Source organism: Paenibacillus sp. FSL K6-2524 (assembly GCF_038005525.1).
In the GTDB taxonomy this organism is placed as follows: domain Bacteria; phylum Bacillota; class Bacilli; order Paenibacillales; family Paenibacillaceae; genus Fontibacillus; species Fontibacillus anaericanus.
In genome coordinates this window covers 2,355,200-2,369,982 of sequence record NZ_JBBOSP010000001.1, presented here as the reverse complement: position 1 = coordinate 2,369,982, position 14,783 = coordinate 2,355,200, and the positions used below count along the sequence as shown (strand labels likewise).

Here is a 14,783-nt window from a genome sequence, read left to right as displayed (position 1 = left end):
CGCCGCACTCCCTTTCTTGTTTTATAAAGTATGATTCTTAGCATTTGAGTTCAACAAACTCATTTGCTCAGGGTATCCATACGTACCATGTTCACTTATATCAAGTCCCATCATTTCTTCCTCTTCTGTTACACGTAGTCCCATCAAGTATTTCATGCCGCCAAGTACTAAGAAGGAAATAACGAATACGAAAGCAAAAGTCCCGATAACTCCCAATACTTGAACTCCTAATTGTTCGAAACCGCCTCCGTAGAGCAATCCAGCTTTACCTACGCCGGTTTTTTCAACGAGCTCAGGTGTAGCGAATAATCCTGTGGAGATCGCTCCCCAAACCCCTGCAATACCATGTACCGAGAAAGCACAGATTGGATCATCAAGTCCCATACGTTCGAACCATCTTGCTGTGAAGAAAGTTAACACACCTGCAATGGCCCCAATAACAATGGATGCCCAAGCGTCTACAAAGGCGCAAGAACCAGTAATTGCAACGAGTGCAGCCAAGACACCATTTAACATACTCGGAATATCCGATTTACCAAGGACCATCCAAGAGATCAAGAGGGCAGCAACACCACCAGCAGCTGCGGCCAAATTTGTCGTCATTAGGACATATCCGAAAAATCCGTCACCAAGTGGTGTCAACGCACTACCCGGATTGAATCCAAACCAGCCGATCCACAAGATAATTACACCGAGAACCGTCAATACTTGGTTGTGACCTGGAATACTGTTTGGTTTTCCTTCTTTATTATATTTACCTAGGCGAGGTTTGAGCAGAATAATCGCTGCCAAAGCTGCCGTAGCGCCTGTGAGATGAACAACAGTAGAACCTGCATAGTCTTGCATACCAAGATTACCTAACCATCCACCGCCCCATACCCAGTGGGCTACAATCGGATAAATGACTATTGTAAATACTAAACCGAATATAATGTAAACACTAAGTTTTGCCCGCTCAGCCATACCCCCGCAAGCAATAGCTAACGATACAGCCGCAAATGCCATTTGGAACAAGAACATCAGGTTAAGTGAAACTCCCACTTCTGAGAAGACACTAAATGACCCAATGGCTCCGTCTCCTCCAAATAGAAAACCAGTTGTCCCCAAGAAACTATTACCATCCCCGAAGGCAAATCCAAAACCAAATGCCCACCATGTGATCACTGTAAGACCCAGTGTGAGTACCGTTTTACCGGCAACATGGCCAGCATTCTTCATCCGAACCGTGCCTGCTTCTAATAAAGCAAATCCAGCTTGCATAAAAAATACCAACATTGCGGCAAGAAATACGAATAACGAGTTTAAGCCAATCTCAAGCACCTGTGTTGTAACTTCGCCATCAGCGGCAAACGCCGACATCGGAAATCCAAATACCGCAATTGCACCTATTAGACCAAACATCAACTTCCTTTTCATTTAAACCCACCCCTTCAATGTCATGTTTCCTAACACAATTTAAATCGTTAAGGTGATTATAAGACCAAATAAGCAGAAATGACAACACTTTTTTGAAAAAAAAGATGTTGTTTGCACTATTCGTAACATTATATGTAACATATGAACACAAAATCGAGAAAGTTACTATATTATATAAAGCATAACGTTTGACTGTACTGTTATAATTCGGGTATCATATGTTACATAAAGATATATAGAATTAAGGATATTAGAGAGAGGTGAGCCTATTGGAGCAATGAAGTTGTACCGGATCGGAGAATTAGCTAAACTTGCAGACGTCAGCCAACGTACAATTGATTACTACACTAAACTCGGGCTGATCTCACCGGAGCAAAGAACCCAAAAGAACTATCGTCTGTATAGTTCTGAAACCTTGGCCAGGTTAGAACGTATTAATCAGATGAAACAAGAGAAATATACGTTAGAAGAAATTCGAGAAAAACTGGATCAATGGAACGAAGTGAGTCCTGAAGAACAAGTAACCGAGAAATTAAGTTCACTTGAGATTCATATGTTACAACTTCAACGCGAAGTGAAGGAACTCGAACCACTGATTTCCAGCTTACAGCCGAATCAAGCCCGTCGAGCCTTCTCTAACCTAATGCCGCAGAGTCTAGCATGTATCGAAGCCTTACGTATTTTGCTCAATCATGGACCTTTTACGTAATCATCAACAAGACAACCAATATTAATGGAGGAATGTTTTATGTATGGAGCAATGTTTATCCCTATCATCTTGGCTTTCGGACTCTCCTTATGGGCTCAGTTTCGAGTCAAAGGTACTTTCAACAAATATTCGGAGGTTCCAAATACGTATGGGTTAACAGGCCGCGAAGCTGCACGTCGTATGCTTGACGCTAATGGACTGTACGATGTTCCAATCGAACCCGTAAGAGGTAGCCTATCCGACCACTACGACCCCATTAAACGAGTCGTCCGGTTGTCCGAACCCGTCTATAATGAAAGTTCAATCTCTGCTGTAGCAGTAGCCTGTCATGAAGTCGGTCATGCCATTCAACACAAAGAATCCTACCCTATGCTTGTTATACGTCATCGCATGTTCCCTTTTGTTAATTTCGCATCGGGTGTAGCACCATTCATGTTGTTGGCTGGGTTCTTATTTGGAGCCTTCAACTTAGTAGGGCTAGGAATTGTTTTCTTCTCAGCAGCCGTTCTGTTTCAATTAGTTACATTGCCCGTCGAGTTCGACGCAAGTAACCGTGCACGTCGAATCATGATTAATAATGGACTAGCGACTAATCAAGATGAAGCCGGTGTAGCTAAAGTACTTAACGCAGCCGCATTAACCTACGTTGCCGCTGCCCTAGTATCCCTGCTTGAACTAATACGTTTAGTACTCATGTTCGTAGGTAACCGCGACTAAATTAATTGAATTATCTGTATGAAATAATAAGAGCTCTCCTGTCGGTAGATAATACTACCGACGGGAGAGCTCTTTTGTATGATAAGTGCAAAATAGTTTAATCGCTATCTAATCGGCGGGGTATCGACATCCAACCCGAAATACTCTAACAAAAATCCCCGAAACGATTGGGCTACCAAGGGTAATTTATCGTCAGTTCGATGAATCAAACCGATGGTACGAGTCACTCTTGGCTCCGATACTCGCAGTCTGCTCGGTTGCAAAGAGAAACTCTGATACAATGCCATCTCCGGCAGCAAGCTAACACCCATACCAGCAGCCACTAGGCCACGAATGGTATCGGTCTCTTCCCCCTCAAAAGCTACTTTAGGTGTAAACCCAGCTTCCAAACAAGCATGCCAAACAATGGGCCTTAGCGAATAACCTTTGCTAAATAGAATGAATTTATCGTCCTTTAATTGTTCTAATCGAATGCTTTGTTCTCCTGAAAGGTGATGATTCGGCGGAAGAATGGCGACCAAATCCTCTGTTAGTACGACATTACCCACCACTTGATCATGACTTTCCGGAAATGGAGAAATAAATGCTAAATCTACTTCAGCCGATATAACATCACGGATGAGTGTTGGATACGTCCCTTGCTTAAACCGGAACTTTACGTTAGGAAACAATTTACGAAATTCAGAAACGACACTTGGGATCAGATGTATACCGAGACTATTAGGAAACCCCAGTCGGATCTCACCATGTTCGGGATCAAGAAACTCATGAACTTCATTCACTGCGCGATCCAAATCTTTGAGAATGGCCTCTATTCGATTGCAGAACAACTGACCTACTGCTGTCAGATGCAAATTCCTTCCCTTCTGCATGAACAAGTTAACGCCAAGCTCTTCTTCCAATTGATGAATTTGCCTACTCACTGCGGATTGAGCTACATGAAGTTCCTCAGCCGCCTGTGTGACATGCTCTTTCTGCGCAACTTTTACAAAGTACTGTAGTTGTCTCAGTTCCACGAATTTGATCGCTCCATTTCGCTTCCTCTTTGTACCAACTTTACCATGTCCCCTTCTGGGGTTCAACGACGTTTTATAAATAGGTTCATAAATGCGTAGATCAGAAATCCACCCACTAATCCACCAAAATGAGCCACCCAGTTCACTTGAGGAGCTACGAATGAGAAGACGACACCGACTATCAGTAAGCTGTAAAGAGTTTTACGTGAGTTCTCATCCATTAAACTTCGTTGTAGCAAGGCAATATATAAGAAAGCTCCATAAACCCCATACACCGCTCCAGAGGCCCCTACAGATATATGCCAATCTGATGATTGAAGATACATTTGCAAGCTAATCAAATTACCAACGATTCCACTGCCCAGATACAGAAGTCCATACCGCCAGTGGCCTAACAAACGTTCCAATGGAGGTGCAAATACAAGAATAGCAAAACTATTTGAGAATAAATGATCAAAACCACCATGTAGGAACATAGATGAGATCGACCGCCACCAATCGTAGACAAAAGGCTCCACATTAGTTAAAGCACCGTATTTAAGCAGTGCAACATTACTTTGAGAGCCTCCGTGCGTTGCGACAATAATAAACATTATGATATTCGCAGCCAAAATCAAACAAGTGACAGGGTAATAACGAAGATAACTTCTCCAATTTTCATAACGAATAAAAATCATAGCATTCTTCCTTTTCCATTGAATATTTCCTTAAGTTGGACAAAAGCTTTTCAAAAAGTTTATAATTAAAATTGAACCAATATTAATTATACAATGTTTAGGAGGATAATAAAAATGACACAAGAACGTGCAAGCGTCGCTACATTTAAAGGTAACCCTATCACACTGATCGGTCCGGAACTGAAGGTTGGCGATACCGCTCCTGATTTCAAGCTCAATAAGAACTTGCTTGAAGAAGTAAGCCTTCAGGATTATGCCGGAAAAATTAAACTTGTTAGTGTCGTGCCCTCCCTTGATACAGGCGTCTGTGACGCCCAAACCCGCCGATTCAACCAAGCGGCTGCTGAACTCGGTGAAGAAGTAGTAATCCTGACAGTAAGCGCGGACCTTCCGTTTGCCCAAGCTCGCTGGTGTGGTGCTGCTGGTATAGACTCTGTCATCACCTTGTCCGACTACAAAGAAAATTCCTTCGGTAAAGCCTACGGCGTTCTGATCAAAGAATTCAAACTGGATCAACGAGCTGTGTTTGTCATCGATAAAGATAACACCATTCGTTACGCTGAATATTTGAAGGAAATGTCGGAACATCCAGACTACGAAAAGCCGGTAGCTGCAGTCAAAGCACTATTAGCTTAATATCAAGTATAACAACTAGTAACGAAAAGCGAGTAGGAGGAGCGATCCCCTCTACTCGCTTTTTTTGTATCTGAGTTCTTAAGACACCTTGTACGCCGAAAATTTCTTATCCAGAATCGCTAACAGTTGCATGATATTGCGATAATTCGCTCCCATATCACCTAGCGATCCACGAGTCGCAGAATAAATATCGACTGCTGTACGAACCGGTCCCGTTGAAATGACTGATACCGTAATATCCATCGTCCGACCAAAGGCACTACGTTTCTCCAACGTAATTTCGCCTACTGAAGGAACTTCATGTAACACTTTGTAACCTGGAATTTTCTTTAATGTGGAAGAGACATCCTCCCAAACTTTATCCTTGGATAATTGATAATATCTTGTTTTTAATTCAGGCATCTTCGCACGATCGCTAGTACCTTCCTGGCTGCGAAAAACACCGGTTAATGTTCTTTTGAATGACAACCTCTTCTTCCTCCTTCATTACTCCCCAAATAAGATAAGGTATGCGTTTTCTTTATACTATAGTTTACCATTGTTAAGTAACAAACGAAAGTAAACTTATCATTTCTTAACATACAAGTAACAAAAAAAAACAGCACCTCGTTACCTCCCAAAGGAAGAAATAAGATGCTGTTCAACTTAAGTAACAAAAGACCCGCCTATGCCGTCCGGTTACATTGTCTCGAACCTGCATTAGCAGGTGGGTGACCGCAGCGACGCTTTCGAAGTCCCCACATCCAGATGGATAAGGCATTTCGGTGACGACGCGATATAAGTCTCCCGAGACTTCGTCATTGGTTCAAAACAACATAGAACCGAAACGTACATCGCAGGACGTATACCTATTATAAAACTTCATGATATAAAAGTAAACCTTCTACAACTTCTTCGAATCGTTCTCACCAGGAAGTTGAAGTGCCGTATTGCCGTCTTCTACTTGCTCCGGATTGTCAATTCCACCATCATTCTCTTGCATCTTCTCCGCCTTGGCCTGCAGTTTTGTGTAGGCGCGATAGAAATTATAAAATGCGATATAAGCCGTCAAACTACCGAAACCAAACATAATAAGCCATGGGAATTTCACGGTTATAAGTGCTAGAGCAATTGTAGTGATTACAGTATAGATTACACGCAATGGACTAATGATCGTAAGCAAAATAGAGTTCTTAATTAACAGTATCACTTTCAAGTGATAGTGCGAAACAAGGGAAAAGAAATTAAATAAAGAAACAGAAAGTATTAGGAGGAACACCAGCATGATCATCCCGATAATCTGAAGGTTTTCAAATTGCTTCATGTAGACGTTATAATCAACAACCATGATCACAATTAATAAAGTATAGAAAATACCACCAAACATACTTTGCTTGTAATTCTCTTTATAACCTTTGAAGTATACTTTGAATACGCTTAAATCGCTTTCACCCATGACCCATTTACGAGCAACAGAGAACAATGCAGCCGTTGCCGGAAACAGTGTAAACGGTGCCAAAACTGCCATGAATAATAACGTTTGATCTCTAACGATAGCATCTGGGGACAACAACCAAGTCATCAAGAAGAACATGAACGGCAGCGAGCAGATCATCCAAAGCAAATTACTTCCCGATATTCTCATAATCCATTCCGTTATCTTGTAAAATCCACCCATTAATCCTTTGTATTCCAAAAATATTACTCCTCTCCAGAAATAATTTAATCTCTATAGTTATAACTATACATGATAACCCAAGCCCTATCTACAGCCTATTTTGACAGTTCTGGGTATGAGTCTAATCTAGAGGAATCTATGTGCCATAGTATATACCGTAACTTACAAATTTAAAATTCAAGAACCCATAAAGGAGGTTATTGTATGTCACATGTAGGCGGATTTGGATGTATTACATCCACAGGCACAATTCTGGTGCTTTTTATTCTACTCGTAATTGTTAGCCGTGCATGCATCTAGTCTAAATAAAGAACAAAGAAGACGAAAGTGACGGGCACTTCGTCTTCTTTGCCTATGCAATATCTAGTTGTTAGTTATCCTCTGTACGCTTTGGCGGTCTACTTGAACTACCGCTTGAGCTTGGACGAGGCTTACGATCTGCGGAAGAACGATAGGAATCCCGTCCGCCTTCTTTGTTATATCCACCTTTACTGCTGCTACCGCTATTGTAACCACCACGGTTGCCGCCTTCACGACTATCGCGACGATAACCACCGCTACCGCCACTTCCACCGCTACCACCAGTACGGTTACCATAACCAGAAGGTTTGCGTCCGCTTGAACGGATATCAGGATTACGACGTTTAACGCGAATCGGTTCTTCCGGTGTAAGTTCGATGTTTGCTTTGTCATTCTTCTCACCAGTAATGAGTTTGAATGCCGCTGCAAGCAAATTCACGGAATCGTATTGCTCCAACAATTGGATAGCCATACCTTTGTATTCGTTCAAATCGCCAGCTTCAACCAACTCAATGAAACGTTCCGCTGTAATCCGTTGTTTACCTTCGATAGCTTCAGCAAGACTTGGCAAAGGTTTGCGAGTAATCTTGTGACGCGTAATCCGCTCGATGAAGTGCAAATGATCAAGTTCTCTAGGCGTAACAAAAGACCAAGCTGCGCCTTCTTTACCAGCGCGTCCTGTCCGACCAATCCGGTGAACATAGCTCTCTGGATCTTGTGGTAAGTCAAAGTTCACAACGTGAGTAACGCCAGATACGTCTAGACCACGAGCCGCAACGTCTGTTGCTACCAATACATCAATGCTACCATCACGGAATTTACGCATTACAGCATCACGTTGGTTCTGTGACAAATCGCCATGCAAACCATCCGCGGAATATCCACGCATATGCAAAGCTTCAGCTAGCTCATCTACCCGGCGTTTAGTCCGACCAAATACAATGGCTAGTTCAGGAGATTCCATATCAAGCAAACGAGTCAAGCCATCAAACTTTTGACGTTCATGAACTTCGATATAAGATTGGTCGATCAGAGGGGCGCTAACTTGTTTAGGGATAACGGAGACATGCTCAGGATTCTTAAGAAATTGTTGAGCTAGCTTCTGGATATTCGAAGGCATGGTAGCTGAGAATAACATCGTTTGACGTTCAGCTGGGACAAGCTTCAGGATCGATTGAATATCGTCCATGAATCCCATATCAAGCATTTCATCCGCTTCATCCAATACCACGGTTTGAACATCATCAAGTTTGATTGTTTTACGATTGATGTGATCAAGTAGACGACCCGGTGTACCGATAATAATTTGAGGTTTCTTTTTCAAAGCACGAATTTGACGAACAATATCTTGACCGCCATAAATTGGAAGGGAACGAGTTCCCTTGAAACGTGCCAATTTGCCAATTTCTTCAGCAACTTGAATGGCCAACTCGCGCGTTGGTGTCATGATAAGGGCAACAATACGCTCTTCTTCTTTAGCGATTTTGTTGATTAACGGCAATCCAAACGCAGCCGTTTTCCCTGTTCCTGTTTGTGCTTGTCCAATCAAGTCGCGACCCTCCAAAGCTAGGGGGATCGATTTCGCTTGAATCGGTGTTGCTTCTTCAAAACCAAGTTCCGTGACAGCTTGTAATACCTTTGGCTCTAGGCCAAACTCTGCAAATGTGTTCAAATTTTTCATACTCCTTCTATATAGTGGACAATCCACATTCTTAACTGTATTCTTAAGTAGCGTTCAACGTCTATAGGCTTTCCAATTAACCTATAAAATTTACATACGGTAATAGATCATAACATAAACTTCCAACCTCTAGGCACTTAGGAAAACACAGTGACCAGTTGAAAAGGATCCCTACTCAAGAATATCTCAAACATTATAGCACATAACAACGAAGGAACACCAGCAAGCAGGTTGGGATACTTTCATATTCTCCGTGAGGTGAGTCATCATGATTAAACAAGTTAAAGATTGTATTATGGTTGTATTGGGAGCCGCTCTTATTGCTGTCGGTTTCAATTTATTTCTGATTCCGCATCATTTACTTAGTGGTGGCGTGTCTGGTTTAGCCATGTTAACGGGATATTTCACACCTCTTAACATTAGCGTATTATACTTTGCCTATAACATCCCCATTCTAATCGCGGGGTTATTTTTACTTGGTAAACGTTTCATCAGTTTTAGCATCATATCCGTTATTTCCGTAACTTGGCTGATCGCCTTGATTCCAGTTACTCCCCTAGTTACCGACATGTTACTCTCCTCAGTTTTCGGCGGAGTATTGGTCGGCTTAGGTAGTGGACTCTCGTTTCGCGCAGGTGGTTCTTCGGGTGGTTTCGATATTGTTGGGTCCATTATCTCGCGCTTTCGTGATTTCCCGATCGGGAATGTACTGGTAGCATTGAATGCCGTTGTCATCTTAGCCATGGGCTACTTAGAAGACGACTGGAACCTGGCGCTAGCCTCTATGGTATCTATTTACATTTGCGGCAAAGTGCTCGACTTAATCCATATTAGTCACATCAAGATCACTTTATTTATCGTTACCGACAAAACGGATGAACTACTGGCAAGGTTATTGCAACTTCCTCGGGGAGTTACCCTCATCAAAACCCAAGGCGCCTTCACACATAAAGAGAAGGACATGCTAATGACTGTGACCACTCGTTATGAATTAGTTGAGCTAAAAAATATTATTAAAGAAACTGATCCGAACGCCTTCGTCAATATTGTGGAGACTGTAGGCATCATGGGGTCATTCCGCAAGCGGTAATCTGGGTTTCTGTCCCTTACGAACAGACCCCCCATATAATTTCCTGCTTGATGTGGTATAATGAGTTTATGCGGTTCCTAAGTCAACCCTCTAGGTTACAGTTTTACCCTTAACAAGCTATATGCTTTTCCGATTTGAGAATGATTCCGTATGAATGATTCTAGGAGGAAAGGGTGATCGATGTGGACATGGAAACGGTAAAACTTGAGCAAATCGTTATGAAATGGTTCCCTGATATGTTGCCTTTCTTCAATCTTAAGGAGCTCAACTCCGAGATCGTCCTCCGTGATGGTTTGACCATCTTGGAATCGAATGATGCAATGGAGATCATCCAATTTAGCATTTGTGAGCATCAAAATGCTGCATATCTTCACTGAATACGAAACAACCGAATGACACCGGACCGTTTCTTTTCCCCTACGGAAGAGAGGCGGTTTTTTTATATCCTGAATCCCTCTAAATTGGAATAGTTTGGAGCATGATAAAAACGTGACATGTCGCCAGTATCTTCCTATATATACAAAAAAGGGAAATTCGATACCCAGTGATGGGTCTAACGAACTTCCCTTTTTCCAGTTAACATTTACCTGAGTTATTAAATTATTGGGACAAACGAGAAGCTAATTCATATAGATCCATATCAAATTTCTTCTTCGTAGTTACTACTTTTTCAATGTCCGTAAGAACCATTTCGCCGCCGATCATACCGCAGGCTTTGTTTGACTCACCGGCAATTAAGCTACGTACTGCAAAATCACCAAGACGACTTGCCAAGTTACGGTCGAACGGAGTTGGTGATCCACCGCGCTGAATATGTCCTAGAACGGTAGCACGTGGTTCAAGCGTAGGTTGACGCAATTTAATCGCCTCAACAACCTCTTCACCTTTGCCAACGCCTTCAGCCACGATGACAATACTATGTCTCTTACCATTATCAAAATTCTGTCTCATCCGGTCAGCCACTTCATTCAGATCAAAAGGCATTTCTGGAATAAGAATGGTCTCCGCACCTGAAGCAAGTCCAGCATGAAGCGCAATATCTCCGGCATGACGACCCATAACTTCTACGACAGAAGCACGTTCATGAGAGGACATTGTGTCACGTAGTTTATTAACAGCATCTACTACAATACTTACAGCCGTATCAAAACCGATTGTGTAATCGGTAAAAGAAATATCGTTATCAATTGTTCCAGGAAGTCCCATCGTTTTGATACCTAACTTACTCAGCTTTTCAGCACCATGATACGAACCGTCACCGCCGATAACGACTAAACCGTCAATACCGTGATCACGTAATATTTGAGCACCTTTTTGCTGACCTTCAGGTGTTTTGAATTCTAAACAACGAGCCGATTGAAGAATGGTTCCTCCACGTTGAATGATATCGCCTACACTACGAATATCCATTGAGAAGATATCGTTATTAAGCAAACCTTGATAGCCCCGTTGAATACCATATACTTCGAGTCCATAGTACAATCCACTACGAACTACGGAACGTACGGCAGCATTCATCCCTTGTGAATCTCCACCACTTGTGAGTACTGCGATTTTTTTAACTTCTGACATGATGATTCCTCCTAAAAGTTTTGTGAAGCAAAACTTAGCTTCGTAAGCATAAACCCAATTTTACGAAGTAAAATTACTTCGAAAGCATAACCTTGTTTTGTGAAGCAAAACTTATAATAATTGTTTACGAATCCATCGGCTGTTTATGAAAAAGAATACTCGCATCAACGGGCTTCTTCTCATTAACTGTTTGGACACATCTCTTATTTCCTGCTGCTGGCTAACTTTAGGATCCGATAAGTAAAGCGCCACTAATCCCTCAATAATCATTACATGAAACGACGAAGCAGGAAGACTTGCTACATCCTTACGTGCGCCATCTACAATCATAGCAATCCGAGTTAACATGGTCTCTTTATCCTCATAATAACTGCAGAAATTCAAATCCCCACCGATTTCATCTTCTTCCTGATCAATCAAGTAATCAAGCATGATATGAAGCCCGCATACATGAGGGAAATACGCATCGTGGATCACTTTAGCACTCTTCCCGTTCAATTCAGCATCACTTGCTGCCAGAAACAGCATAAATACGCCAAGAGTTGAACCGGTTGCGGCAGCGAATTCATTCCAGTGAAGCTCCGGAGTTTTCTCCTTATGTTGCTCCCACCAATCTAATAGCGCAGCTTCCCTAAGCTTTGGATCAATATGCTTGTAAACCTGAAGATCAGTATACAAACCGACAAGGTCGGTAATGTAAGGTTGTGCTGCGCTGTAACCAGGTAATTTGGAGATCCCTGAACGACAGGCTTTGACAAGAGCGACCAAATATCCTCCGTCATCCCGTTCATCTCGTAGGGCGTAATAATCTTTCAACTCAAATTCTGGATTCACAGCGTCAAGCATGCTTTGATGCAATAGCCGAAAATCCCCTGGGTCCATCGACGTACTTCTGTCACATAGGTTGTCCAAATAATCGCTAATAGTCTGAAAGGCTACAATCAAAGGAATAAGAACATGACGCTGCTCCAAATTAGCTGCAGCATAAACCGCGCCACCCTGACAGTGAAATTTCTTCGTCTCGATACTGGCAAGTGCTTGCTTCCTTAGTTCAGGGTCAGGAATATCTCCTGCAACCTTCTTCCAGCCGTCAAGTGCGTTCCGTACATCTGGCAAAATGAATTTGTATACTCGACTCATTAGCCTGAGCGGTTCACGCGGAATCTGATTTCGGCTTTGCACATGTTCAATCAATGGCCTGCCTCCACTACGTTGTTATACATAATTTAAACCATTCTATATTATAATATGTTCCAACTTTTTGCACAAATAAACAAAATCACAGCGTTTCCAATATGATATACTATCGTTGGCTCACTAGATGCGAGTTATACTCTTAGAGTCATTTCATGCTATAAATTACCTAGAACGGAGTACTGACAGAAATGAAGAAATCTTCCTTCTCTCGGCCTGAACTTACATGGCTGCGAGCTTTTACGTTCACAGTTTTTGGGACAAGCGTACTTGTAGCTTCTTATTTCCCGCTGTATTATGCCCAACTAGGATTCACCAACAGTCAGATTGGATTGTTATACGCTTTAGGTCCAATGATCTCTCTGTTCGCTAACCTCCTATGGAGTCTGACTAGTGACCGTTATCGTACAATCAAGAAGATTCTCATTCTCCTCCTCATCGGTCAAATTATAATGACAGTTGTTCTTTCAATGTCTTCTACATTTTCAGTCATTATGATCTCTATAACCATTTTCTATTTTTTCTTCTATCCTGTTTTTCCATTAACTGATACGATAGCAATTTCTACAGCTAAGCAATATGATAAAAGTTTCATCATGATCAGGATCTTTGGATCACTAGGATACGCTACATTCGCTATTGTCATCGGTTACGTTCTGACTTCTATCGGTTCTGAATGGACTCTTGCAGTATCTATGGTTATTACTGTGGCTGCACTGATTTTTAGTTTCTTTATAAAAGACCGTGTGAGTACCGTTGCAAAAGTAGATTTCTCAGGCATTTGGTCCATTCTGAAACAGAAGGAATTGTTATGGTTTTTTGGTTGTGTCTTCTGTCTTGCCTTAGGTCTACGCATGAATGATGCCTTCCTAACGATCTCTCTTCATGATCTTGGAGCAACCCAGGATCTTATCGGTTGGGCGATGCTCGCCTCGGCAATGACTGAAGTTCCTATCTTTCTGTTCCTTAGTATATATGGTGAGAAATTTAAAGAACTCCCCTTGCTAGTTTTCGCAAGTCTTATGTTCACGGTCAGATTTCTTCTGATGGGAATGACTACCTCTCCCTATGGAATCATTGGGGTGCAAATGATGCATGGCATCTCATTTGGCGTGTTCTATGTGACGGCGATCCGTATGCTTACCCGTTTGATTCCGGATGACTATCGGGCGACAGGGCTAGCCTTATTTACAATAATGTGGTCAAGTGCCTCCGGACTGCTGAGTGGAACGTTTGGAGGTATGTTATTTGAATATTCCGGGCGAACCAATTTCTATCTTGTGGCGATGGCTTTCTCTGCTCTAGCCTGTCTCGGCTTCGCTAGCCGTTATCTATACCGTAAACCTACGATCCAAAGACAGGACATAGATCTTCATTCATAAAAATATCTCAATTGAGAAAGGTGGGGTCCTATGGATTTCTCTTTATTCCGTGAAGTAGTTAAAACACGTCGAAGTATCCGTGAATTTACCGATGAAGCAGTCAGCATTACCGATATTGAGGAAATCATCGATTGCGCCCGCTATGCGCCTAGCGATACTAACTCACAGACATGGGAGTTTATTGCTGTCGTTAACCGAGATAAGATTAAGCATGTCGAGGACTTCACCTGGGAAAAGCTTCATGAAACGGCAGCGCGTGCGGAACAGAAGGGCCTCAAGCGGGAAGCAAAACTGCTCATAAAGTCGTTCGGCCCCTATGCCACCGCCTTTTCTGGTGCTCCTGTAATGATCGTATGCTTATCCACGCCCTATGCATCAAAATTCCGAGATAAAATTTTTGATCCCATTTCTTTTGTGGAACCAGAAGTGTGGGAAGAAGAAGGGTTAAAGAGCAGCTGTCTAGCCGCGCAGAACTTAATGCTTGCTGCGCATGCTAAAGGTCTTGCAACTTGTCCATTGACTGGACCTGTACTTCTAGCTGAAGATAAGCTGCGAGAATACCTCCACATCCCAGAAGATCGAGGGGTTACAATGGTCATCGCTCTCGGGTACCCTGCAATTTCACCTAAAGCCATTCCTCGCCGAGAAGTGGCAGATATATTACGAATCGTAGAATGATAACCTAACAAAAGTCCCGCCAGAATATGGCGGGACTTTTGGCATTTTACCCAGGTAT

The 14,783-nt window shown here is 42.4% G+C and carries 16 protein-coding genes and 1 other RNA gene; 8 read left to right on the top strand and 9 right to left on the bottom strand.

The features are described 5' to 3' along the window. Positions 1–21 precede the first annotated feature (21 nt). Positions 22–1,416, bottom strand: a complete 1,395-nt coding sequence (locus NST85_RS10535; protein WP_341189252.1) for an ammonium transporter — start codon at positions 1,414–1,416, stop codon at positions 22–24. A 277-nt stretch (positions 1,417–1,693) separates the two neighbouring features. On the opposite strand from NST85_RS10535, the gene NST85_RS10530 reads away from it, so the two are divergent. Both NST85_RS10530 and NST85_RS10525 read left to right on the top strand, forming a co-directional pair. Further along, the gene (locus tag NST85_RS10530) at positions 1,694–2,125 is read left to right on the top strand and encodes a MerR family transcriptional regulator (RefSeq protein WP_341189251.1); all 432 of its coding nucleotides are present in this window, start codon (positions 1,694–1,696) and stop codon (positions 2,123–2,125) included. Between the two features lie 39 nt (positions 2,126–2,164). Next, positions 2,165–2,842 carry a zinc metallopeptidase gene (locus tag NST85_RS10525; protein WP_341189250.1) on the top strand — a complete coding sequence of 226 codons (678 nt, stop codon included), beginning with the start codon at positions 2,165–2,167 and terminating at the stop codon, positions 2,840–2,842. A 104-nt stretch (positions 2,843–2,946) separates the two neighbouring features. Here the strand turns inward: NST85_RS10525 and NST85_RS10520 are convergent, their stop codons facing one another. After that, positions 2,947–3,858: a LysR family transcriptional regulator gene (locus NST85_RS10520; RefSeq protein ID WP_341191097.1), complete on the bottom strand. Its 912-nt coding sequence runs from the start codon at positions 3,856–3,858 to the stop codon at positions 2,947–2,949. Positions 3,859–3,920: 62 nt separating this feature from the next. Beyond that, the gene (locus tag NST85_RS10515; RefSeq protein WP_341189249.1) at positions 3,921–4,535 is read right to left on the bottom strand and encodes a rhomboid family intramembrane serine protease; all 615 of its coding nucleotides are present in this window, start codon (positions 4,533–4,535) and stop codon (positions 3,921–3,923) included. A gap of 114 nt (positions 4,536–4,649) precedes the next feature. On the opposite strand from NST85_RS10515, the gene tpx reads away from it, so the two are divergent. Then, positions 4,650–5,171, top strand: coding sequence for a thiol peroxidase (gene tpx, locus NST85_RS10510; protein ID WP_127193815.1), 522 nt, complete (start codon positions 4,650–4,652; stop codon positions 5,169–5,171). Positions 5,172–5,249: 78 nt separating this feature from the next. Here tpx and NST85_RS10505 read toward each other — a convergent pair whose 3' ends face one another. From NST85_RS10505 to NST85_RS10495, 3 genes are all read right to left on the bottom strand, one after another. Next, complete coding sequence (locus tag NST85_RS10505) at positions 5,250–5,639, bottom strand: DUF1499 domain-containing protein (RefSeq protein WP_127193814.1); 390 nt, start codon at positions 5,637–5,639, stop codon at positions 5,250–5,252. Positions 5,640–5,825: 186 nt separating this feature from the next. Beyond that, a non-coding RNA gene (gene ssrS, locus NST85_RS10500) (6S RNA) lies at positions 5,826–6,016 on the bottom strand. A gap of 38 nt (positions 6,017–6,054) precedes the next feature. Beyond that, a complete protein-coding gene (locus NST85_RS10495) occupies positions 6,055–6,846 on the bottom strand; it encodes a YesL family protein (RefSeq protein WP_127193813.1) in 792 nt (263 codons plus the stop codon). Positions 6,847–7,032: 186 nt separating this feature from the next. On the opposite strand from NST85_RS10495, the gene NST85_RS10490 reads away from it, so the two are divergent. Continuing rightward, complete coding sequence (locus tag NST85_RS10490) at positions 7,033–7,128, top strand: YjcZ family sporulation protein (RefSeq protein WP_341189248.1); 96 nt, start codon at positions 7,033–7,035, stop codon at positions 7,126–7,128. Between the two features lie 70 nt (positions 7,129–7,198). Here NST85_RS10490 and NST85_RS10485 read toward each other — a convergent pair whose 3' ends face one another. Then, entirely contained in the window at positions 7,199–8,800 is a 1,602-nt protein-coding gene (locus tag NST85_RS10485; protein WP_281278207.1) for a DEAD/DEAH box helicase, read from the bottom strand. A gap of 277 nt (positions 8,801–9,077) precedes the next feature. Between NST85_RS10485 and NST85_RS10480 the strand changes: the two genes are divergently transcribed. Together NST85_RS10480 and NST85_RS10475 are read left to right on the top strand one after the other, a co-directional pair. Further along, on the top strand, positions 9,078–9,899 hold the full coding sequence (locus NST85_RS10480; protein ID WP_341189247.1) for a YitT family protein: 822 nt from the start codon (positions 9,078–9,080) through the stop codon (positions 9,897–9,899). A gap of 182 nt (positions 9,900–10,081) precedes the next feature. Next, positions 10,082–10,276 carry a hypothetical protein gene (locus NST85_RS10475; RefSeq protein WP_127193866.1) on the top strand — a complete coding sequence of 65 codons (195 nt, stop codon included), beginning with the start codon at positions 10,082–10,084 and terminating at the stop codon, positions 10,274–10,276. A gap of 223 nt (positions 10,277–10,499) precedes the next feature. On the opposite strand, the gene pfkA is transcribed toward NST85_RS10475, so the two are convergent. Together pfkA and NST85_RS10465 are read right to left on the bottom strand one after the other, a co-directional pair. Continuing rightward, complete coding sequence (pfkA, locus tag NST85_RS10470) at positions 10,500–11,471, bottom strand: 6-phosphofructokinase (protein WP_341189246.1); 972 nt, start codon at positions 11,469–11,471, stop codon at positions 10,500–10,502. Between the two features lie 111 nt (positions 11,472–11,582). After that, complete coding sequence (locus tag NST85_RS10465) at positions 11,583–12,611, bottom strand: tetraprenyl-beta-curcumene synthase family protein (protein WP_445671176.1); 1,029 nt, start codon at positions 12,609–12,611, stop codon at positions 11,583–11,585. Positions 12,612–12,856: 245 nt separating this feature from the next. Between NST85_RS10465 and NST85_RS10460 the strand changes: the two genes are divergently transcribed. Together NST85_RS10460 and NST85_RS10455 are read left to right on the top strand one after the other, a co-directional pair. Further along, positions 12,857–14,047, top strand: a complete 1,191-nt coding sequence (locus tag NST85_RS10460) for an MFS transporter (RefSeq protein WP_341189245.1) — start codon at positions 12,857–12,859, stop codon at positions 14,045–14,047. Positions 14,048–14,077: 30 nt separating this feature from the next. Continuing rightward, entirely contained in the window at positions 14,078–14,725 is a 648-nt protein-coding gene (locus NST85_RS10455) for a nitroreductase family protein (RefSeq protein ID WP_341189244.1), read from the top strand. The last annotated feature ends 58 nt before the right edge of the window (positions 14,726–14,783 follow it).